Genomic DNA, 23,358 nt, shown 5'->3' with positions numbered 1-23,358 from the left:
CATGCAGCACCGGCCAGGCAGTAAGAATAGGCACGACGAGGAAGCGGCATCATGAATACTTCGCGCGACATCGAGAAGCTGTTCGATCATTTCGGCGGCAATGCAGGCGACTACCAGGAAATCGGACGGGAGAACGAGGCCAAGACGGCCCGGACCCGTTGGCCGCTGCTTGCCACGCTCGACTTCGCGCAGCCGGCGATTCCCGAGATCGCGCCGCGCCGCGACGCACAGTCGAGCACGGCGCGCGCGCGTCCGAGTGAGCCGTCGGTCGAACCGGCTGACAAGCCGACGCCGATCCATCGCGGCAAGCAGCAGCTTTTCACGCGGCCGCATCGCCGCACGATTCCGCCCGTCACGCCGCCTGCGGCCGAATCACTGAGCGCCTTGCGCTTTTCGGTGCTGGGCGAATCGGCGTCGAAGGAGACCGGAACGATTCCGGATTCGGCCACCGCTTCGGCGGTCGACGTGCCGCCGGTTCAGCCGCCCGCAGCGAAAGACGCCGGCACGGGTCACGCGGAAACGCCGCGCCCGGCGGCCACGGCCGGATCGGGCTTCCTCGCGCGCCGCGCGCCCGCCCATGTGCCGCCGGCGGCGCCCGCGCCGCGTGCGCCCGAGCCGGTGCCCGCCGAGCCACACTCGATCCTCGGCAAGCTCTTCAGGCCGCAGCAACAACACGCTCAGAGCGCGCCCACGGATTCGCTCGGCGCCATGTTCGAGCGCCTGCGCCACGCCAACGAACCCACGAACACGCAAGCAAGCGCAGGCCTCGACGCGCGCGCGGGCCGCCTCTCACGCTCATGAAAGTCATCACGGTAGTTTCCGCGAAGGGCGGCGTCGGCAAGACGACGCTCGCCGCCAATCTCGCCTCGGTGCTCGCCGCGCGCAACCGTCGCGTGATCGTGCTCGATCTCGATCCGCAGAACGCGCTACGCCTGCACTTCGGCATTCCGCTCGACAGCATCGACGGCATATCGCGCGCGACGCTCGCAGGCGATCCCTGGCAGACCGTGATGTTCGACGGCGTCGATGGCGTCACCGTGCTGCCCTACGGCGCCGTGATCGAGGACGACCGCCGCCGCTTCGAGGCACTCGTCGACAGCGATCCCGCCTGGCTCGCGCATGCGCTCGAATCGCTCGCGCTCGACCCCAACGACATCGTGATCGTCGATACGCCGCCCGGTTCCTCCGTCTACACGCGCACCGCGCTCACGGCGGCGAACTTCGCGCTGAATGTGGTGCTGGCGGATGCCGCATCATATGCTGCGATTCCCGGCATGGAGCGCATGATCGACGCCTACGCCGCGCCGCGCCAGAACTTCGCGGGCCAGGGCTACGTCGTGAATCAGGTCGATCAATCGCGCCAGCTGAGCAAGGACGTGCTCAAGGTGCTGCGCAACATGCTCGGCACGAAGCTGTTTCCGGGCGTGATCCATCAGGATGAAGGCGTCTCCGAATCGCTCGCGTGCGACACGACGCTCATCCACTACGACCCGCTTTCGCAAGCCGCCGCCGATCTGCGCGCGTGCGGCGAGTGGCTTCTCTCCGCGGTCGATGCGATGGCCGCCTCGTCGAGGAAACTCGCATGAGCGCCGACAAGCCGTCGCCGGAAACGGAAGTGAGCGTCGCGACCTCGCGTCTCGAACGTTTCGTCGATGCGCGCCTCTGGGGCAGCCGGATCATGGTGGTCCTGCTGACGATCTTCGCCGCGTTCGCGCTGTATTTCGTCGTGACGGTGCCGCTCGCGTTCGGCCAGCAGCTCGCGTTCGCGACCATCTGCTTCATCTGCGCGCTGGGATTCCGACGTCTGCAAGGCCAGTACGCGACGCTCGTCATGATCATGCTGTCGGTGGTCGCGTCGGGCCGCTACATGTTCTGGCGTCTCACCGAAACGACCTACTGGGAACGTCCGCTCGACGCCGCCTGGGGTCTTCTGCTCGTCGCGGCCGAAGTCTACGCGGCGCTGGTGCTGCTGCTCGGCTACTTCCAGACCGCGTGGCCGCTCAAGCGCAAGCCGTTGCCGCTGCCCGCCGACCGCAGCCAGTGGCCGACCGTCGACGTTTTCATCCCGACCTACAACGAGCCGCTCTCGGTCGTGAAGCCGACGATCTACGCGGCGCTCGCGCTCGACTACCCCAGCGACAAGCTCGCGATCCACGTCCTCGACGACGGCCGCCGTCCCGAGTTCAAGACCTTCTGCGAGGAAGTCGGCGTCAACTGGACGATCCGCACGCATAACCGCCATGCGAAGGCGGGCAACATCAACGAGGCGCTGAAGATCACCAAGGGCGAATTCCTCGCGATCTTCGACTGCGACCACATTCCGACGCGCTCCTTCCTGCAGATCTGCCTCGGCTGGTTCCTGCGCGACAAGCTGCTGTCGATGCTGCAGACGCCGCACCATTTCTTCTCGCCCGATCCGTTCGAGCGCAATCTCGGCACGTTCCGCAAGGTGCCGAACGAGGGCGAGCTGTTCTACGGTCTCGTGCAGGACGGCAACGATCTCTGGAACGCGACTTTCTTCTGCGGCTCGTGCGCGGTGCTGCGCCGCTCGATGGTCGAAGAGATCGGCGGCATCGCGGTCGAGACCGTGACGGAAGACGCGCATACGGCGCTCAAGCTGCATCGGCTCGGCTATACGACCGCGTATCTCGCGATTCCGCAGGCGGCGGGCCTCGCGACGGAGAGTCTCTCGGGGCATATCGGGCAGCGCATCCGCTGGGCGCGCGGCATGACGCAGATTTTCCGCATCGACAATCCGCTCACCGGCAAGGGCCTGAAGATCGGCCAGCGGCTGTGCTATCTCAACGGCATGCTGCACTTCTTCTATGGCGTGCCGCGTCTCGTGTTTCTCACCGCGCCCCTGTCGTATCTGTTTTTCGGCGCGCACGTGATCGAAGCGGCGGCGAGCACCATCGCGATCTTCGCGCTGCCGCACATGATGCACGCGAGCATCACCAACTCGCGCATGCAGCGCAGCTTCCGCCATTCGTTCTGGGCCGAAGTGTATGAGTCGGTGCTGGCGTCGTACATCACCGCGCCGACGCTGCTCGCGGTCATCAACCCGAAGCTCGGCAAGTTCAACGTGACGGCCAAGGGCGGCCAGATCGCGAAGGATTACTTCGACTGGTACATCTCGCGCCCGTATCTGTTCCTGCTGCTGCTGAACCTGCTCGGCTTCATCGCGGGCATCGTGCATATCGTCATGTACTGGCATGTCCGCAGCGAGGTGAACACGACCATCCTCAACCTTTGCTGGACGGTCTACAACATGCTGATTCTCGGCGCGTCGGTGGCGGCGGCGAGCGAGCGCAAGCAGGTGCGCGCGACGCATCGCGTGACGATGAAAATGCCCGTGATGCTCAAGTTCTCGACCGGCCGCACCCTCGCGTGCGAGACCATCGACTATTCGGAAGGCGGCGTCGGCGTCGCGCTGCCGAGCAAGATCGAAGTCCCGATGCACGAACGCGTGACCGTGTCGCTGTTTCGCGGCGACGAGGAATACGCGTTCCCGGCGACGGTCGGCTATACCGAGCCGGGGCGCGTCGGCCTGCGTTTCTCGCAGCTCACGCGCGAGCAGGAATACGACTTCGTGAAGACCACTTTCGCGCGCGCGGACGCCTGGACCGGCTGGTCGGAGGGACGCCGCCCGGATACGCCGCTGCGCGGCCTGTCGCACGTGCTGCTGGTGGGCACGCGCGGCATCGCAGGTTTGTTCGAGCATTTGTACAGCGACCTTCGTACCTGGATGAACAAGCGCCCAGTCGATGTGAAGAAGCTGAAAACCAAAGACCAATAATGGGCACGGGTATGTCGAAGTTGCGCGTTGAAAACGAAACGGGCGAGCGCGCGCCGCGTTTTTGCGAAAGACCTCTGGGCCGCGCGCTGGCCGTTTTCATGGCCTTGCAAACCGCCCTGGCCGCGCCGGTCGCGTCGGCGGCGGCCGCAGTGAACGCAGCGAACGCCGCATCGGCAAGCGTCGCGGCGGCGCCGCAGCAGGCGACCGGCGTCGGCGCCGTGCCCGCACCGAGTCCGGCGGCTGTCTTCAACCCCGCCACGCTCCCGCAACCCGCGCTCGCGATGCCGGTGCCCGCGTTCTCCGGCAAGCCGGACAAGCCGCTCACCTCGCGCATTCCGACTACCGCCGATCCCGGCACGCTGGTGCCCGGCGGACGCCGCCAGACGCTGACCTTCGCCGATTACGGCGCGCTCGATCCGCTGCAACTGCGTGGCACGGACGGTCAGAACGGCATCGCGTTCTCGGTGCGCGGCGACGAAGTCGTGACCGGCGCGATCCTGCATCTGATCTACAGCTATTCGCCGTCGCTGCTGCCGTCGATCTCGCAGCTCAAAGTGCTCATCAATGGCGAAGTGGCCGCGACGCTGCCGGTGCCGCGCGATCAGGCCGGCGTGCTGGTCGCGCGCGACGTCGCGATCGATCCGCGCTTCATCACCGAGTTCAATCACCTCAACGTTCAACTGATCGGCCACTACACGCAGCAGTGCGAGGACCCGTCGAATTCGACGCTGTGGGCGACCGTCAGCAACGCGAGCTCGCTCGATCTCACGTATGCGTCGATCACGAACAAGCCCGATCTCGCCGCGCTGCCGCAGCCGTTCTTCGACCGCCGCGACGTGCGCCGCCTCGAACTGCCCTTCGTGTTCGCGGGCAAGCCGAGCCTCGGCGAACTGGAATCGGCCGGCATGGTGGCGTCGTACTTCGGCTCGCTCGCGGGCTATCGCGGCGCGATCTTCCCGGCGCAGACCGATAACGTGCCGCTGTCGGGCAATGCCGTGGTATTTGCTGTCGGCGATGCGAAGATCGCGGGCGTCGACATTCCGCCGGTGAACGGCCCGACCATCGCGCTCGTCGAACGCGACGCCAGCGCGCGCGGCCGTCTCCTGCTCGTGCTCGGCCGCGACGACGCCGAACTGAAGACCGCCGCGAAGGCGCTCGGCGTCGGCCAGAACACGCTCTCCGGCACCAGCGCGACGATCACGCAGTTCACCGACCTGCAACCGCGCCGCCCCTACGATGCGCCGAACTGGCTGCCGACGGATCGTCCGGTGCGCTTCGGCGAACTCGCGGAGGCACGCGACCTGACCGCCCACGGCTACGACGCCGACGCCGTGCGCGTGAACCTGCGCGTGCCGCCCGACCTCTTCATGTGGCAGACGAAGGGCGTGCCCGTCGATCTCGGCTATCGCTACACGGTGCGTCCCGCGCCGGACCGCTCGTCGCTCAATATCAGCGTGAACGACGGCTTCGTGCAGTCGCTGCGCATTCCGGCCGTGTCGACCTCGACCTTCGATCTCGGCAGTTACTTCAGCCGCGTGCTGCCGGACAAGACCGTCGCCGCGCGCCGCGAGATCTATCTGCCGCCGCTGCTCATCACGCCGCGCGCGCAACTGCGCCTGCACTTCTACTACGACATCCCGAAGACCGGCGAATGCCAGGGCCGCGTGCTGGATAACGTCGTCGGCGCGGTCGATCCGAATTCGACCATCGATCTTTCGGGCTTCCCGCATTACATGGCGCTGCCCGATCTGGCCGCGTTCGCCAACGGCGGCTTCCCGTTCACGCGCATGGCCGATCTCTCGCAGACGGCGGTCGTGCTGCCGACCGAGCCGAATTCCGCCGACTACAGCCTGTATCTGCTGGAAATGGGCCGCATGGGCGCATCGACGGGCTATCCGGTGACGGGCGTCACGGTGACGAGCGCGAACGACGTCGACCGCTTTGCCGACAAGGACTTGCTGATTCTCGGCTCGCCGGGCCGCCAGCCGCTCCTGCAACGCTGGGCGAAGCAGATGCCCTTCTCCGGCGACGCCGACGCGCGCACCTTCCAGCTTTCCGATGTCGCGTTCAAGCTGGTCGACTGGTGGCATGGCGAGCAAGGCCCGGAACGCTCGCCGGCGCGCGCGGACCTCTCGCTCGTCAGCTCGAACGGCGACGCGCTCCTGACCGGCTTCGAATCGCCGTTGAAGAGCGGGCGCAGCGCGGTGGCGCTCATCAGTGCGGCGGGCCAGTCCGACGCCGATCTCTCCGCCGCCCTGCTCGACAACGACCTGCTGCCGTCCATCCAGGGCGCGATGGCCGTGATCCACGGCCGCACGGTGACGGTCACATCGAACGGCGAGGCGTATTACGTCGGCCATCTGTCGCCGATGCATTACATGCGCTGGGCGCTGTCGTCGCATCCGATTCTGCTGGTGCTCGGCGGCCTGTTCGCCGCGCTCATCATCGCCGCCCTGTTCTACCGTACGCTGCGCGCGATCGCCGCACGGCGCCTGAGGGATTGATATGCGGGTATCCACCGCTCAAGTTTTTGCCGGTGCAATGATCGCCGCTTCGGCGGCCAGCGCCGCCGCCGCGCCGCAATGCGACTGGCCCGCTTACCGCATCTTCGTGGAACGCGCCGTGCAGGCCGATGGCCGCGTGATCGACCGCTCGACCGAGGCGCAGCAGACGACCTCCGAAGGCCAGTCCTACGGCATGTTCTTCGCGCTCGTCGCGAACGACCGCGCGACGTTCGACCGTCTGCTGCACTGGACGCGCGTGAATCTGTCGGCGAATCAGTTCGATGCCAACACGCTGCGCCTGCCCGCGTGGCAATGGGGCAAAAAGCCGGACGGCTCGTTCGGCGTGATGGACCCGAACCCGGCTTCCGACGCCGATCTGTGGATCGCCTACGATCTGTTCCAGGCCGGCCGGCTGTGGAAGGAACCGATGTACACGAAGCTCGCCTACGCGCTCGCGACGCAGATCGTGAAGCAGGAAATCGTCGATCTGCCGGGCCTCGGCGCGATGCTCCTGCCCGGTCCGCAAGGTTTTCGCAGCGGCGACGTGACGCGGCTGAACCCGAGCTATCTGCCGCTGCCGCTGTTGCGCGGCCTCGCGCACGAAATGCCCGACGGTCCGTGGACGCCGCTCGCGCAGAACGCCGCGAAGATGATCAAGGTCACCGCGCCGCGCGGCTATGCGCCGGACTGGGCCGCATACCAGAACGGCCAGTTCGTCGTCGATCCGAAGAGCGGCGATGTCGGCAGCTATGATGCGATCCGCGTCTATCTGTGGGCCGGCATGGCGTCGAGCGCCGATCCGCTTGCGCGAGCGTGGCTCGATGCGCTCGGCGGCATGCGCCAGAGCGTCGCGCAGACGGGTTTTCCGCCGGAGAAGGTCGCGACCATCAGCGGCGCGACGAGTGGCGAAGGTCCGCTTTCCTACTGGGGCGCATTGGCACCCTACTTCAAGGCGCTGAACGACGAGCGAGGACTGGGACTCGCGCGCACGCATCTCGAAGCGCTCGTCGCGCCGCCTGTCGCGGGTCGCGAGCCGGTCTACTACGACCGCGTGCTCGGCCTGTTCGGCGGCGGTTTCGTCGACGGACGCTATCGCTTCGACGAGAACGGGCGGCTCGTGCCGAACTGGAGAAGCGCATGCTGATCCGGACCAGACAACGCGTGATCGCGGCGCTGCTTTGCGCTACGCCCGTGCTGGCGTTCGCGCAGGCCGCCACCGATCCGCTCTCGGTGCTCATCGATCAGGGCAAATACTGGCAGGCGCACCGGCGCGGCGACCTCGCGGAGCAGGCGTGGCAGAAAGTGCTGCGCATCAATCCGAAGCAGCCCGACGCGCTGTTCGGCATGGGCATGGTGCTCGCCGACCGCAAGGACGGCAGCGGCGCGCAGCAGTATCTGGCGCAATTGCGTCAGGTCGCGCCGAACTATCCGAACATCGACGAACTCGGCCGGCGTCTGGGCGAATCCAGCTCGCGCGACCAGACCGTGAACGACGCGCGACGTCTCGCGCAAAGCGGACAGAGCGCCTCGGCGGTGCAGGAATACCGTCGCGCGATCGACGGCAAGCCCGCGACGCCGCAGCTTCAGCTCGAGTACTACCAGGCGCTCGCGGCGACGCCGCAAGGCTGGGACGAAGCGCGCCGCGGACTCGAACAGCTCGCGCGCGAGAACCCCGACGAGCCGCGCTATCAGCTCGCCTACGCGCAGCATCTGACCTATCGCGATTCGACGCGGCGCGACGGCATCGCACGGCTCGCGAAGCTCGCGAACGACAGCGCCGTCGGCGCCGACGCGAAGAAAAGCTGGCGGCAGGCGCTCTTGTGGCTCGGCGCGCGTGCATCGGATGCGCCGCTCTATCAGGCGTATCTGCAGGTGTCGCCGGACGACGCCGCCGTGAAGGCGCGCTTCGATTCGATGGTGCAGCAGGACCGAACCGCGCGTGACCGCTCGCAGGCCGACGCCGCCGTCGATGCGCGCGGGCGCACCGTCGCGGAAGGCTTCACCGCGCTCGATCGCGGCGATCTCACGACCGCGCGCGCACGCTTCTCTTCCGTGCTCGCGAGCAATCCGAACGACGCCGACGCGCTCGGCGGCATGGGCGTCGCCGCGCTGAAGCAGGAACGCTTTTCGGAAGCGCGCACCTATCTCGAACGCGCATCGCGGGCCGGCAATGCGGCGCGCTGGAAAGACGCGCTCACGAGCGCGACGTACTGGACCTATACGAGCGACGCCATCGGCGCGCGCAGCAACGGGCAGATCGCGCAGGCGAAGGCGCTGTTCGAACGCGCGATCGCCGTCGATCCGTCCGATGTCACCGCGCAGGTTCTGCTCGGCGAAATGCTGCTCGCGAACGGCGATCCGCGCGGCGCGGAGCAGGCGTATCGCATGGCGCTGCGTCGTCAGGCCGACAATCCCGATGCGATTCGCGGGCTGGTCGGCGCGCTGGCCGCGCAAGGTCGCGGCGACGAGGCGCTCGAATTCGCGAATCGCCTGAACACGGAGCAGCAGGCGAAGGCCGGCGGCATCAACAAGCTGCGCGGCGAGGCGCAGGCCGCGCAGGCGCGCGCCGCCGAAGCGCGCGGCGATCTCGGCGCGGCGCGCAGTCTCTTCGAAGACGCGTTGCTCAATAATCCCGACGATCCGTGGCTGCGGCTCGACCTCGCGCGCATCTACGTGCGTCAGGGCGCGGTCGGCAACGCGCGCAGCATGATGGACGGCCTGCTCGCGACGCATCCCGACATGACCGACGCGCTCTACGCGAGCGCGCTCTTGTCGGCGGAAACGCAGGACTGGTCGGCTGGCCTCGCGCAACTCGACCGCATTCCCGCTGCGCAACGCACGCCGGCGATGACCGCGTTGCAGCATCGTCTGTGGGTGCAACAGCAAGCCGAACTCGCGACGCGCACGGCCGCCTCGGGCCAGCGCCAGCAGGCGTTCGCAATTCTGCGCCGCGCCGAACCCGTCGCGGCGGGCAATGCGGAACTGATGGGCGCGGTGGCTTCGGCGTATGTCAAGGCGGGCGATCCGGCGCGGGCGCTGTCGCTCGTGCGCGGCGCGATGGCCAATGCGCCGAACGACACCGGCTTGTTGCTGCAGTACGCGGGCATTCTGTCGGCCACGCAGCAGGACGCCGAACTCGGTTCCGTGATGCGCCGCCTCCAGTCGATGCCGCTCACCACGCAACAGCGCACCGACTTCAACAATCTGAACATCGGAATCGTGGTTGCGCGCGCGGATGTCGTGCGCAGGCAGGGCAATCTTGCGAGCGCCTACGACGTGATTTCACCGTGGCTCGCCGCGATGCCCGACAACGCCGATCTGCAAGCGGCGCTCGGCCGCATGTACACGTCGGCGGGCGACGACCGCAACGCGCTCGTGTGCTACCAGAACGCGCTGTCGCGCCGTCCCGACGATATCGGCCTGCAGACGGCGGCGATGTCGGCGGCGAGCGGCGTGCGCGATTTCAAGCTCGCCGAAACCTACGCGAATCAGGCCTATGAAGCCGCGCCGAACGATCCGGGCGTGCTCGCCGCGATCGGCCGGATGTATCGCGCGCAAGGCAAGCTCGATCTCGCCGCGCAGTTCCTGCAGCGCTCGCTCCTCGCGGCCAATACGCCAGCGCCGGCCGCGTCCGCGAACGCGCGCGGCAATGTCCCGCCGGGCTGGGAAACCGCGATGAGCCGCATCGGCTCGAATCCGCTGCCCGGCACCAATCCGTTCGAAGGCAAGACGGCCGTCGATACGGCGTCGAATCCGGCGCTCGCATCCGGCGCGTCTTATCGTCAGGTCCTTCCTCAGAGTTACTCGCAGCCCGTGCCGAACTATCTGCCGCCTCCCCAGCCCGCGCCCTACACGACGCCTTATGTGGCGCCGTCCGCGCCCGCGACGATGCCCAATGTCGCGCCGCGTCCGGTTTCGAACGGCGGTTACGGCCCCGATACCTACGGCTCCGGGCAATCGGGCGCGCCTTTGCAGGCTTATCCGGGACAGGATGCGGCTGCGTCAGGAGCGTATCCGCCGCCGCAGGCTTATCAGCAGCAGCCTGTTTATCAGCCGTATCCGCAGCAGCAGCCGTATCCGCAGCAGGCTTATCAGCAACAGCCGTATCCGCAGCAGCAAGACCCGTACGCCGCGCCCTGGCCGATGTCGCCCGGCGCGCGCGATGCGCAGTCGAATGCGTACGCGCCGCCGCCGGCCGCCAGCACGCAGAAGAAGAAGCAGACAACATCGCGCAAGACCACGGCGACGCGTCACGCCGATCCGTACGCGTATAGCGCGCCGCCGCAGCAGCAACAGTACGCGCAGGCGCCGTACGGCCAGCAGCAGCCGTATTACGCGCCGCTGCCGCAACAGTACGCGCCGCAGCCATACGCACAGCAGCAGTACATTCCGCAGCCGCCCGCGGGCTACGCGCAACCGTATTACCCGTCGCAGGCGCAACCGGCACAGCGCGCCGCCGCCGCCGCGACGATGAGCGCGGGCGGCGTGCCCGTCCCGGTGGCGAATTCGCAGACGGCGGGCGTCGCGGAAGAACTCGCGCAGATCAACCGCGAGCAGGCGAGCACGATCTCGGGCGGCCTCATCTTCCGCAGCCGCGACGGGGAAGACGGCCTGTCGAACCTGACCGACATCGAAGCGCCCATCGAAGGCCGCATCAAGGCGGGCAACGGCCACGTGATCGTGCGCGCGACGCCCGTTACGCTCGATGCCGGCACGGCCGCCAGCACGCAGAACACGCTCGCGCGCTTCGGCTCGGGCCTCGGCGCGGTCGCCAATCCGCCGACCAACAACTACGGCTCGCAGACGGCGACGGGCGTCGGCTTGTCGGTCGGCTACGAGAATCGCAACTTCAAGGGCGATATCGGCACGACGCCGCTTGGCTTCCGCGAAACCAACGTGGTCGGCGGCCTGCAGTATCAGAACGCGATCACCGACAAGGTTTCGTACTCGCTCGCCGTCGCACGGCGCGCCGTGACCGACAGCCTGTTGTCCTACGCCGGCGCGCGCGATCAGGGCGCGGGCCTCGAATGGGGCGGCGTGACATCGACGGGCGCGCGCGCCGACTTCGGCTGGGACGACAGCACGAGCGGCGTCTACGTGAACGCGGCGTACCAGTTCCTCGACGGCAAGAATGTCGCGACCAACAACGCGGTGAAGGGTGGCGGCGGCATCTATACGCGCATCATCAAGGATGCGGACCAGACGCTGACGGTCGGCGCGAACACCACGCTGATGCACTACGACAAGAACCTGTCGTACTTCAACTTCGGGCAAGGCGGTTACTTCAGCCCGCAGCAGTACGTGATCCTCAACTTCCCGGTCGAATACGCGGGGCGTTCGGGGCTCTTCACCTACGACCTGAAGGGGTCGATCGGCGTGCAGCACTATCGTCAGGACGAGTCGAACTATTTCCCGACGAATGCGACCTATCAGGCGAGAGCCGCCAGCTCCGGCGCGGCGCCGGACGCGGGTGCGGTCTATCCCGGCCAGAGCAAGACGGGCGTGTCGTACTCGGTCAGCGCGACGGGCGAATACCAGCTCGCGCCGCAACTCGCTTTTGGTGCGACGGCATCGTTTGGCAACGCGTATCAGTATCGCGAGTGGCTCGCAGCAGTGTATGTACGCTATAGCTTCACGCGGCAGAGCGGTGCGCAGCCGGTGTTCCCGCCGCAGGCGTTTAGTTCGCCGTATCTGTCGCTGTCGAATTGATGAGCTTGCGCGTGCGGTTCGCTTGCGGCTAGGCTAAGCGCCACGGCCGCAAGCGGGCACACAGGCAAAGGCGAATGAAAACCCAGAGCGCGCTCGTCGCGAACAACGACCAATTCCTGCGCGATCTGCAGTTGTTCTGCATCGTCGCGCGACGCTCGAGCTTCATCGCCGCCGCCACCGAAACCGGCATCTCCCCGGCGCACGTCAGCAAGCGCATCGCAATGCTGGAAGCCAGCCTCGGCGTGAAGCTCTTCATGCGCACGACGCGCCGCGTCTCCATCACGAGCGACGGCGAAGCAGCGTTCCAATGGGCGCAAAAGATTCTCGACGACGTGCAAGGCATGGCCGACGCCTTCGCCGCCCTCGACGATCCGCGCGGCGTACTGCGCATCGGCACGAGTCTGCGGCTCGGGCGCGAGCATGTGTCGCCCGCGCTCGTGCTGTTGCGTCGCCGCCATCCGGGGCTCGACATCTGGCTCGAACTGCTCGATCGCCGTGTCGATCTCGTCGGCGAGAACTTCGATATCGACATTCGCGTCGGCGAGGTCCAGGAACCGCATCTGATCGCACACAAGATCGTCGAAAGTTTTCGGGTGCTCGCCGCCGCGCCCGCCTATCTCGAACGGCGCGGCATGCCGAAAACACTCGCCGAACTCGCGCAGCACGATTGCCTGCTGTTTCGCGGCCGCGATCAGCGCTTCGGCGTCTGGCGGCTCGCCGGTCCCAACGGCGAGGAAAGCGTGAAAGTGACCGGGCCGATCGCATCGAACCACAGCGACATCGTGCGGCAATGGGCCGAGGCAGGCTTCGGCATCGTGATGGGCTCGATCTGGGACGTCGCGTCGAGCCTCCAGAACGGCACGCTCGTGCCGGTCCTGCCCGCGTACCGGCAACGCGCCGACGTCTGGGCGGTGACTTCCGCGCGCTCGTCGCACTCGGCGAAGATTCGCGTATGCGTCGACTTTCTCAGGCAGCAGCTGACGAGCGGCCCGTACGCGCTCGTGACCTCGGGCGTCGCGGGGTTTTGAACAGCGCGTGACCCACCCCTTCGGGCAAGAAAGTAATCCGCCACTTTTTGTCCGTAATTCCTGCAGATTCGATTCACTCGCAGGCCGCTTCGGCCGCAGAACCTTGCCCCACCGACCTCAGCGGCCGTTTCCGCGTCGCGAAAACGCGTATCCGTCACACATTTTTTCGTTGCATCGGCGTCACGAAATCCGGAAAAAAGACCCGCCTTCGACCACAGTTATTTCCAAATGTTTCTGAGACGTGTAATGATACTGATTCGCATTTAAGACGATCGCAGCGATAGGCGTGTTCAATCGCCCTCGCCGCGAACCTCTGGGCGCCTTCAGGACGCCGCCGCCGGGTTCCCGACGGCATCGCCCGCTCTTCTTTGATCGCAGGTCGATCGCGTCGGCAGACGAAAACCCGCTTCGCTGCCGATCTAACTAACAAGCATCGGGGAAACGACATGGTCAGAAAGACGCCGCTTGCCGCGGCATTGGTTACTTTTGCCGCGGTGCCTATGGCCGCGCCGCTCTACGCTCAAACCGCACCGCAAAACTCACCTCCCGCACAGCAGGTCGCGCAGCAAACGACTCCCGCCGACGGCGCTCCCGCCGCCACCGCACCCGAAACCGCCGCCCTGCCCGCCGTCAAAGTGACGGGCCAGGCCGACGCGCCCGACTTCCAGCCGGACGTATCGAGCGTCGGCGCCAAGGTGCCGACCGCCCTGCGCGACATTCCGCAGGCTGTCGTCGTGGTGCCGAAGGCGGTACTGAATTCGCAGGCGGTAAGCTCGTTCTCCGACGCGCTGCGCAACGTGCCCGGCGTCACGCTCGGCGCGGCCGAAGGCGGCCAGATCGGCAACAACATCAACTTGCGCGGTTTCTCGGCGCGCACCGACATCTACCTCGACGGTTTTCGCGATCGCGGCCAGTACTATCGCGACACGTTCAATCTGGAGTCGATCGACGTGCTGTACGGCCCGTCGTCGCTGTACTTCGGACGGGGCTCGACGGGGGGCGTCATCAATCAGGTCAGCAAGCAGCCGAACATGAAACCGCGCGCCGATGTCTCGCTGCAGGCCGGCACGCACGACCGCTATCGATCGACGGTCGACATCAACCAGCCGATGACGGATACCTCCGCGTTCCGCATCAACGCGTTCGGCCAGTCGCTCGGCTCGACGCGCGACGAGATGATCAACAAGGACTACGGCATCGCGCCTGAAGTGAAGTTCGGCATCGGCACACCGACGCAGGTAACACTGTCCGCGCTGATCCAGCACAACCGCGATCAGCCCGATTACGGCATTCCGCCGTTGAACGGCCATCCCGCGCCCGTCGATACGAAGACGTTCTACGGCTTCACCGATGACCGCACGATTCAGGATGTGCAGACCGTGAGCGCGCGCATCGAGCATCGCTTCGACGACATGTTCACGCTGCGCAACCAGACGCAGTTCAGCCACTACAGCACCGAGGCGCGCGCGACCAACGCGGCCGCCGTGCTGACGGGGCCGCTCGGCACATCGCCGGCGCTTTCGAACGGCAACTACACGACGCTGCCGCTGTCGTCGCTCTTCGTGCGTCTGCAGGGCAAGGACCGCAACATCAACGATCACTCGGTCTACAACACGACCGACGTCCAGGGCAAGTTCGCCACCGGCTTCCTGAAGCACGACATGCTCGCCGGTGTCGATCTGAGCCACGAAACGTACAGCAACCAGAGCTTCACCGCGACCACGCCGGGCCTGCCGTCGAACACGCTCGCGATCGTGCCGCTGGTCGATCCGGCGTACGTGCCGCGTCCGGCGAACTATCGCGAAGTCGCGACCAATCTCGCGGAATCGAGCGCGAACGGCGTCGGCGTCTATTTGAACGACACGATCTCGATCGGCGAGCACTGGAAGTGGATCGGCGGCGTGCGCTGGGATCGCTATGAAGCGGCGATCAACAACTCGATCAACGCACCGGGCTACGCGACGCAGACGAATTACTTCACGAGCGTGCGCACCGGCGTCGTGTGGCAGCCGGCGGACTGGCAGTCGTACTACGTCTCGTACGGCACGTCGTTCGATCCGTCGCTCGAAGCGCTCACGCTCACCAACGGCCAGCAGAACCTGCCGCCCGAGCACAACAAGTCCTATGAAATCGGCTCGAAGTGGGATCTGCTGAACGGTGGTTTGTCGATCACGCAGTCGCTCTTCAACATCGAGAAGACCAACGCGCGGACGCTGGCTTCGGATGGCAGCTACTCGCTCGATGGCAACGTCCGCGTGCGTGGCTACCAGTTGGGCGTGGCGGGCCACATCACGAAGCAGTGGCAGATGTTCGGCGGCTACACCTACATGGACGGCACGATTCTGCAGGCCTTCGACGGCACGCAAGGCAATACGCCCGCCAACACGCCGAAGCACATGCTCACGCTGTGGACCACCTACGACTTCACGCCGGTATGGCAGGTCGGCGGCGGACCGTCGTATGTGTCGTCGCGCTATGCGGCGAACAACAATCTGGTCGAAGTGGGCGGCTATGTGCGCTGGGACGTGATGGCCGCGTATCATCAGAAGCGCTACGATATCCAGTTCAACGTGCAGAACCTGTTCGACAAGAAGTACTACGACGCCCTGATTCCGTCCGATGGCGGACGCGCGGTGCCGGGTCTTGGCCGTACGTTCATCGCAACGTTGAATTACCGCTTCCGTTGATGTGAATGCGCGCGCCGTGTGATACGCGGCGCGCGTTCGAAGGCAATAACAATGATCCTCTCGATACCGAATGTGCTGAGCGTGGAAGACGCCGCCGCGATGCGCGCGCGACTCGACACCAGCGAATCATGGGTCGATGGCCGCGCGACCGCGGGCTATCAGGGCGCACCGGTCAAGCGCAACATGCAGATCGCGGAAGGCTCGCCGATCGCGCTCGAACTGGGCGATGCGATCGTCGGCGCGCTGGAGCGGCATCCGCTGTTCATCAGCGCGGTGCTGCCCAACCGCGTGTATCCGCCGCTGTTCAATCGCTATGAAGGCGGCATGCATTTCGGCAGTCATGTCGATGGCGCGATCCGTATCGTGCCCGGACATGGCGCGCGCGTGCGTACCGATGTATCAGTCACGCTCTTTCTCACGCCGCCCGATGAGTACGACGGCGGCGAGCTGATCATCGAAGATACGTATGGCGTGCAGGAAGTGAAGCTGCCCGCGGGACATGCGATCGTCTATCCCGCGACCAGTCTGCATCAGGTGCGGCCCGTCACGCGTGGCGCGCGCGTGTCGAGCTTCTTCTGGGCGCAAAGCCTCGTGCGCGACGATGCGCAACGCGCGCTGCTGTTCGATCTCGACAACTCCATTCAACGCCTGAATGCGACCAACGGCGACGAAGCCGCGAAGCGCTCACTCGTCGGCTGCTATCACAACCTGTTGCGCATGTGGAGCGATACGTAAGTCAGGCAGCGCGCAGCACGTTCGCGCGCGCCTGCCCCACTTCCGCGAGCAATGTCTCGTCGCGCGCGATGACATCGGGCAGATGCGCGCGCAGAAATTCCACCCACGTGCGCGTCTTCGCATCGACGAACTTGCGCGACGCATAGAGCGCATAGAGATTCGTGCGCTGCAACGTGTGATGCGGCAACACGCGAACGAGCGAGCCGTTGCGCAATCCTTCGATCGCCGCATAGAGCGGCAACATGCCGATACCCATGCCTTCGCGAATCGCCACCGCGAGCGATTCCGCGATGTTGACCTGCACCGTGCCATTGATCTGCAAGGTCTCGCGGCCCTCGGGACCTTCGAGCGTCCATTCGCGCGCGGAAAACGCGGGCGTCTGCAAGGTCAGGCAATCGTGTTGTGCGAGATCGGCGGGCGTTTCAGGCGCGGCGCGCGTGCGCAGATAATCAGGCGATGCACACAGAATACTGAAGGTCGCGCCGAGCTTGTGCGAGATGATTTCCGAATCCGACAACGCGCCCGCCGACACCACGGCCACGTCGCTGCTGCCTTCGAAAAGATCGGGCATGCGCTGCGACAGCGTGAGTTCGACCTTCACTTCGGGATAGAGCGCGCGATATCGGGCGATGGCCGGCAGGATGTAATGCTGTCCGACGCTCGCGAAGCTGAACATGCGCAAGGTGCCCGACGGATGTTCGTGCGCGCAGCTCGCTTCTTCTTCCGCGCCGTCGATGTCGGCGAGAATCTGCCGCACGCGCTTCAGATAGCGTTCGCCCGCCGATGTGAGCGCGAGACGCCGCGTCGAGCGGTTCATCAGGCGCGTGCGCAAATGGGCTTCGAGTTCGGAGACGGCGCGCGACATCGCGCCGGTGGTCGAATTCATCGACTGGGCCGCAGCCGTGAAGCTGCCGGCCTCGATCACGCGGGTGAAGACCCGCATGTTCTGTAGGGTATCCATCAAACCGTAACAATCACTTCGGAAGCGACATTGTCCGCTTTTCCGCGCGATCGATTGTTGTTGAATCCGGAAAGAATGTTCCCTGATTCCCACATTAATCCGCCAGGACGCTTTGCCTACAATCGGCGCCTTCATGAGCAGGGGTATACCGGCGGATAGCATGTCGTTCCTGGAAGCACGCTTGTCGACGCGCGACTGGCTCGCCACCGATGGCCACGTCTGGTTGCATCTCGCGAAGACGCTGCTTGCCGCGTTCCTCGCGATGGGCATCGCGATGCGTTTCGAACTGCCGCAACCGCGCGTCGCGATGACGACCACCTTCGTGCTGATGCAGCCCTTCTCCGGCATGGTGCTCGCCAAGAGCGTGTATCGATTCGCGGGCACCGCGCTCGGCATGCTGGCCGCGCTCGTGCTGGGCGCCGTGTTCGTGCAGCAGACCGAACTCTACGCGCTCGCACTGACGATATGGGTCGCCGCGTGCACCGCGCTCGCGGTGCGTTATCGCCAGTTCCGCTGGTACGGCTTCGTGCTCGCGGGTTACACGGCTGCGCTGATCGGCATTCCCGCCGTCACCGATCCGAACAGCCTGCTGATCGCGACGCTCACGCGCGGCGCGGAGGTCATGCTTGGCATCGTGTGTTCGAGCGTGGTCAGCGCGCTCGTGTTTCCGCGTCACGCGAGCGCGACACTCGTGCATTCGCTGGACGCGCGTCAGACGCGCTTCGCCGCCTTCGCCGCCGACGTATTGCGCGCCCGTCTTTCGCGCATCGCGCGTGAACGCCGGTTCGCCGATTTCATCGATGAGATCGTCGGCTTCGAAGCGACACGCGGTTTCGCAGCGTATGAGTCGCCCGCGATGCGCCGCGGCAATGGCCAGCTCGCGCAACTGAACAGCGCGTTCATGGATGCATGCGCGCGCCTGCACGCGCTCGATCAGTCGATGAAACGTCTGCGTGCAAACGACAGCACGCGATGCGCGCACGACGCGCTCAGGCCGTTCCTCGAAGAAGTCGCGCGCATTTTCGAACACGCGTCATTGAACGAGTGTCTCGAACGCTACAAGGCGGCACTGCCGAAACGCCTGCGCGACGCACAACGCAAGCTCCCGAACAGCGATCACGCGACACAGCTGGACTTCACGACATCGGCGGAGCTTCTGCATCGCTTCATCGTCGATACGATTCGCTATGTGTCGATCGCGCATGGAGGCGCATCGAGCGAACGCGCGTCTTCGCGATATGAAGCGAAGACCAACCGCTTCGTCCTCGCGGCGACCTTCATGCGGACTGGCATCGTCGTAGCTGCTACCGCGTGGTTCTGGATCGTCACGGCGTGGCCGAGCGGCGGCTATGCGGTGATCGGTGCGACGCTCGCTTGCGGGTTGTCGTCGGCATCGGCGCGGCCTTCGACCTTCATCGCGCAGATGGGCGCTGGCGCGGCGCTCGCCATCGTCGCGGGCTACGTCTTTCTGTGTCACGTCTACCCCGCGATCGATGGCTTCGCGCTCCTGTGCGCGATGCTCGCCGCGCCGCTCGCGGCCGGCGCGTTGCTCGCGATGCGTCCCGCCAGCGCGGGATATGGCATCGGCTTTTGCGTGTTTTTCTGCCTGCTCGCCGCGCCCGACAACCGCATCGTCTACGATCCCGCACTGCTGCTCAACAACGGCCTCGCGGTGCTCGTGGCAATGCTCGGCGCGGCCATCGCGTGCGCCGTCGTCGTGCCGCCGCGCACCTCATGGCTCGTCGGCAGAACGCTCGCGGAACTGCGTGCTCAGGCCGCGCTCGCGTGCGAAGGCAAACTCGCGGGACTCGGCGAGCGCTTTCATTCGGGCACGCACGATCTGATGTTCCAGCTGCGCGGCCTGCTCACGCGGCGTTCGCGCGAGCACCGGCGTGCGCTGTCGTGGATGCTCGTCACGCTCGAGGTCGGACAGGCGATGATCGATCTTCGGCGCGCCGCGCGCGTGTTGCACGCGCAGTGCATGCCCGATGCATTGCCCATCGCATGGAGCACGTCGCTCGCGCGCGTATTGCGCGATATCGCCGCGCTGTTTCGCACGCCGGACAGCACGACGCTGCGCCGCGCGATCGTCTCGGTGGTCGCGTCGATCCTGATCGCGGAGAGCATGCTCGATCTCGCGCGCGCCGACCGCGAAGCGCGGCGCGATATGCAACGCGTGCTCGCGTGCCTGCACTTCATCCGCACCGCGCTCGTCGATCCCGATGCGCCTTTCGTTCCTCTACATGCAAATGTGCCTTCCTGGCGCAGCGATTAATTCGCGGCATCGAGCGTCCTATAGTGGAGTCGATTCATCGCCGGCGCGCTCTTTTGTCGCAACTTCATGGCGGGTCCAAAGGGCAGTGCGCGCTACCTATAATCGCCTTCGTTTTAACGAAGCCTTAGAAGATCGACGTCGATGTACGAAGACCGTATTCGCTGTGCCGCCTTGCGCGGAAAGATCACCTCGGCCGCCGACGCGGCGCAACTCGTTCGCGACGGCATGATCGTCGGCGCGAGCGGCTTCACGCGCGCAGGCGACGCGAAGGCCGTGCCACGCGAAATCGCGCGTCGCGCTCGTGAGGAAACCGAACCATTGCGCATCACGCTCATGACGGGCGCATCGCTCGGGCATGACACCGATCGCCTTCTGACCGAAGCGGGCGCCATCGCGCGCCGCCTGCCTTTTCAGGTCGATGCGACCTTGCGCCGCGCGATCAATCGCGGCGACGTGATGTTCGTCGACCAGCACTTGTCCGAGACCGTGGAGCTGCTGCGCGCGAATCGTCTCGGCAAGCTCGATCTCGCGATCATCGAAGCGGCCGCCATCACGGAAACGGGCGGCATCGTGCCGACGACATCGGTGGGCAACTCCGCAAGCTTCGCGATACTCGCGCAACGCGTGATCGTCGAGATCAATCTGGCCCAGCCGGCCTCGCTTGAAGGCCTGCACGACATCTGGATTCCCGAGCGCCGCCCCGCGCGCGAGCCGCTCCCGATCGTGCGTCCGCATGACAGGATCGGCGTCGCTGCCATCGATATTCCCATCGAGAAGATCGCCGCGATCGTCATCACGGATACGCCCGACAGCGCGTCTACCGTGCTGCCCGCCGACGAGGAAACCGCATTGATCGCCGGCCATCTGATCGAGTTCTTTCAGCACGAAGTGTCGCGCGGACGCTTGCCCAGGCAGTTGCCGCCGCTTCAGGCGGGCATCGGCACGATCGCCAATGCCGTGCTGTCGGGGTTTGCGTCATCGCCATTCGAAGCGCTGACGATCTATTCCGAAGTGCTGCAGGACTCCACCTTCGATCTGCTCGATTCCGGCAAGGCCACCTTCGCATCGGGCGCGTCGATCACGCTCTCGGCGCAGCGGCACGCGAAAGTGTTCAGGGAGATCGACCACTATCGCGACCGGCTCGTGTTGCGTCCGCAGGAAGTGAGCAACCATCCCGAAGTGATCCGCCGTCTCGGGCTCATCGCGATCAACACGGCGCTCGAAGCCGACATCTACGGCAATGTGAATTCGACGCATGTCGGCGGCACGCACATGATGAACGGCATCGGCGGTTCCGGCGATTTCGCGCGCAATGCGGCCTATGCGATCTTCGCGACGAAATCCGTCGCGAAGGACGGACGCATTTCGAGCATTGTGCCGATGGTGCCCCATTGCGATCACAACGAACACGATGTCGATATCGTCGTGACCGAGCGCGGGCTCGCCAATCTCACCGGCCTCGCGCCCCGCGAGCGCGCGATGAGCGTGATTCAAAACTGCGCGCACCCGCTTTATCGCGATCTGTTGCGCGACTATTACCGCGATGCAGCAGCGCTCGGCGGACACACGCCGCATCGTCTCGATCAGGCGTTTTCGTTCCACGCGCGCCTCGCGGCGAGCGGATCGATGCTGCCCTGAAGCGGCGTCGCGCGCATTATGCTGCGCCGCGAAAGCGAATGCCGCGCGATGACGAAGCCGTTACCTGAAGATTAGGCGCACAATGGCGGGAGCCCGCTTGGGCTGGCGAACAGGAGGAGCACCATGAACGCCATCACCTGGGTTCTTGCCGCCGACGGCAGCCGCGCCCGGATCTTCGAAACGCAAGGATTGAAGGTGGAGTTGCGGCAGGTCGAGGACCTCAGGAATCCCGCGCCGCGCACGGCGGAATCGGCCGAGACGGATCGCGAGAAGTTCGCGCGAACGGTCGCCGAGTTTCTCGAAGAATGTCGCCTGCATCACCGATTCGATCGCTTGCGCCTCGCGGTCGAGCCGAAATTTCTGGGCCTGCTGCGCGATCATCTGAGCAGCGAAACGCGCAAGCTCGCCTATGAGGAAATCAACAACGACGTGTCGAACATGGACACGCGAGATATCCGCCGTCATCTCGACCGGCCTTGATCCTCGCTTGCAGCGCGCCGTTTCCCGTCACGCGAAACGGCGCGCCGCGCGTCACGCCGCGGGCGTGATGTTCTGATTGCTGCGGAACATGTTCTCCGGGTCGTGGCGCCGCTTCACTTCGGCGAGCCGCTCGTAGTTCGGTCCATATGCCGCCTTCACGCGATCACCCTCTTCTCCCGTCATGAAGTTCACGTAGACGCTGCCAATCGCATGCGGCGTCATTGCGGCGAACATGTCGCGCGCCCAGTTCGTACACTTTTCGTCGTCGGCCGCATCGCTCCAGCGGCCGTGAATGTTGATCGTATAGATCGAATCACGGTTCGCGTAGGCCGTCGCATCGACGCTCACGCGGTTCGTCTGCCCGCCCATCGCGCCGATGAAGACCTCGCATTGATTCGACGGAAGCGACTTTACGGCATTCGTCAGGATATCGAACGTTTCGTCATTCAGCTTCGAGAAGTTGTGCGACTTCCAGTAGTTGCGCTCGCCAGGCGTGAGCAGCGGATCGAACGCCTTCTGCCATGCGGTGAAAGGCATCGGCCCGAGATGTTCGCCGTAGGGCGTGCCGAAACTGCGTATCGGCGCGAGCGCGCGTTCGCCATTCTCGACCGGCCCGACATAGCAGCTTGCAAGCACCACGACCGGCTTGCCATGCGCGTCTTCGGGCAGGAACGGCAGCGGCGGCGCGAGCCGCAACACGGCCCACACGGTCAATTCGTCGGGGCTTTGCGCGACGAACTCGCGATACTTCGGCAGCACGTCATCCGCCTGTTCGAGCGGATAGACGACGAGACCGCCGTAGATCTGGGGACCGACTTCATGCAACTGATATTCGAATAGCGTGACGACGCCGAAATTGCCGCCGCCGCCGCGCAACGCCCAGAAAAGCTCGGGCTCGCTGTCGGCGCTTACGCGTCGCCATTTGCCGTCTGCCGTGACGATCTCGGCGGCGACGAGATTGTCGACGGTCACGCCGAACTTGCGGCTGATCCAGCCGAAGCCGCCGCCGAGCGTGAGACCGGCGACGCCTGTCGTCGAATTGATGCCGAGTGGTGTCGCGAGGCCGAAGGCCTGCGCTTCGTGATCGAAGTCGGAGAGCAACGCGCCGGGCTCGACGTAGGCGCGCTTCGCCTGCGGATCGATCCGCACGGATTTCAGCGCGGAGAGATCGATCATCAATGCGTCGTCGCTGACCGCGCTGCCCGCGATGTTGTGCGATCCGCCGCGAATCGAGACCAGCACGCCGTTGTTGCGCGCGAACGCGAGCGCGGCGATCACATCCGCCGTGCCCGCGCAACGCACGATGAGCGCGGGGCGCCTGTCGATGGTGGCGTTCCAGACCTTGCGTGCTTCGTCGTAGTCGGTGTCCGAAGGTGAGATGATCCTGCCTCTCACCGACGCCTTGAGGGTGTCGATCGCTTCGCCTGAGATGTTCGTCATTGTGATACCTCGCTGCTATATGACGCGCTGCGACGTGCCCGACCCTGCCAGCTGGTACGGCGAAAGCGCAAGGAACCCGCTGTCGGATCACGCAGGGCATGTCGA

At 65.6% G+C, this 23,358-nt stretch carries 14 protein-coding genes; 12 read left to right on the top strand and 2 right to left on the bottom strand.

Annotated elements, in window-relative coordinates:
- The first annotated feature begins 51 nt into the window (after window positions 1-51).
- The 9 genes from bcsP to NK8_RS16825 all read left to right on the top strand — a co-directional run bounded on the left by bcsP (window position 52) and on the right by NK8_RS16825 (window position 16,459).
- A complete protein-coding gene (gene bcsP / locus NK8_RS16865; RefSeq protein ID WP_213230129.1) occupies window positions 52-801 on the top strand; it encodes a cellulose biosynthesis protein BcsP in 750 nt (249 codons plus the stop codon).
- Complete coding sequence (gene bcsQ, locus NK8_RS16860) at window positions 798-1,586, top strand: cellulose biosynthesis protein BcsQ (RefSeq protein WP_162067262.1); 789 nt, start codon at window positions 798-800, stop codon at window positions 1,584-1,586. The genes bcsP and bcsQ overlap by 4 nt, the downstream gene beginning before the upstream one ends.
- The gene (bcsA, locus tag NK8_RS16855) at window positions 1,583-3,796 is read left to right on the top strand and encodes a UDP-forming cellulose synthase catalytic subunit (RefSeq protein ID WP_213230128.1); all 2,214 of its coding nucleotides are present in this window, start codon (window positions 1,583-1,585) and stop codon (window positions 3,794-3,796) included. Before bcsQ ends, bcsA begins: the two co-directional genes overlap by 4 nt.
- The gene (bcsB, locus tag NK8_RS16850) at window positions 3,796-6,300 is read left to right on the top strand and encodes a cellulose biosynthesis cyclic di-GMP-binding regulatory protein BcsB (RefSeq protein ID WP_162067260.1); all 2,505 of its coding nucleotides are present in this window, start codon (window positions 3,796-3,798) and stop codon (window positions 6,298-6,300) included. Before bcsA ends, bcsB begins: the two co-directional genes overlap by 1 nt.
- 37 nt (window positions 6,301-6,337) lie before the next feature.
- On the top strand, window positions 6,338-7,444 hold the full coding sequence (bcsZ, locus tag NK8_RS16845; protein ID WP_225936318.1) for a cellulose synthase complex periplasmic endoglucanase BcsZ: 1,107 nt from the start codon (window positions 6,338-6,340) through the stop codon (window positions 7,442-7,444).
- A complete protein-coding gene (locus NK8_RS16840; protein ID WP_213230126.1) occupies window positions 7,438-12,009 on the top strand; it encodes a cellulose synthase subunit BcsC-related outer membrane protein in 4,572 nt (1,523 codons plus the stop codon). The genes bcsZ and NK8_RS16840 overlap by 7 nt, the downstream gene beginning before the upstream one ends.
- A 74-nt stretch (window positions 12,010-12,083) precedes the next feature.
- Window positions 12,084-13,037 carry a LysR family transcriptional regulator gene (locus NK8_RS16835; protein ID WP_213230125.1) on the top strand — a complete coding sequence of 318 codons (954 nt, stop codon included), beginning with the start codon at window positions 12,084-12,086 and terminating at the stop codon, window positions 13,035-13,037.
- 446 nt (window positions 13,038-13,483) lie between these two features.
- The gene (locus NK8_RS16830; RefSeq protein WP_213230124.1) at window positions 13,484-15,724 is read left to right on the top strand and encodes a TonB-dependent siderophore receptor; all 2,241 of its coding nucleotides are present in this window, start codon (window positions 13,484-13,486) and stop codon (window positions 15,722-15,724) included.
- 51 nt (window positions 15,725-15,775) lie between these two features.
- Window positions 15,776-16,459, top strand: a complete 684-nt coding sequence (locus NK8_RS16825; protein WP_213230123.1) for a Fe2+-dependent dioxygenase — start codon at window positions 15,776-15,778, stop codon at window positions 16,457-16,459.
- A gap of 1 nt (window position 16,460) precedes the next feature.
- Here the strand turns inward: NK8_RS16825 and NK8_RS16820 are convergent, their stop codons facing one another.
- Window positions 16,461-17,420 (bottom strand): LysR family transcriptional regulator, encoded by a 960-nt coding sequence (locus NK8_RS16820; RefSeq protein WP_213230122.1) that lies wholly within the window; start codon window positions 17,418-17,420, stop codon window positions 16,461-16,463.
- Between the two features lie 160 nt (window positions 17,421-17,580).
- Between NK8_RS16820 and NK8_RS16815 the strand changes: the two genes are divergently transcribed.
- The 3 genes from NK8_RS16815 to NK8_RS16805 all read left to right on the top strand — a co-directional run bounded on the left by NK8_RS16815 (window position 17,581) and on the right by NK8_RS16805 (window position 21,813).
- Window positions 17,581-19,695 carry an FUSC family protein gene (locus tag NK8_RS16815; protein ID WP_213230121.1) on the top strand — a complete coding sequence of 705 codons (2,115 nt, stop codon included), beginning with the start codon at window positions 17,581-17,583 and terminating at the stop codon, window positions 19,693-19,695.
- A 141-nt stretch (window positions 19,696-19,836) separates the two neighbouring features.
- Window positions 19,837-21,333, top strand: a complete 1,497-nt coding sequence (locus NK8_RS16810; RefSeq protein WP_213230120.1) for a succinate CoA transferase — start codon at window positions 19,837-19,839, stop codon at window positions 21,331-21,333.
- Between the two features lie 123 nt (window positions 21,334-21,456).
- Window positions 21,457-21,813, top strand: coding sequence for a host attachment protein (locus NK8_RS16805; RefSeq protein WP_162067251.1), 357 nt, complete (start codon window positions 21,457-21,459; stop codon window positions 21,811-21,813).
- Window positions 21,814-21,864: 51 nt separating this feature from the next.
- On the opposite strand, the gene NK8_RS16800 is transcribed toward NK8_RS16805, so the two are convergent.
- Complete coding sequence (locus tag NK8_RS16800) at window positions 21,865-23,253, bottom strand: FAD-binding oxidoreductase (protein ID WP_213230119.1); 1,389 nt, start codon at window positions 23,251-23,253, stop codon at window positions 21,865-21,867.
- Between the last annotated feature and the right edge of the window lie 105 nt (window positions 23,254-23,358).

It is taken from the genome of Caballeronia sp. NK8, from assembly GCF_018408855.1.
Lineage (GTDB): Bacteria > Pseudomonadota > Gammaproteobacteria > Burkholderiales > Burkholderiaceae > Caballeronia.
This window is presented reverse-complemented; position numbering and strand designations above follow the sequence as displayed.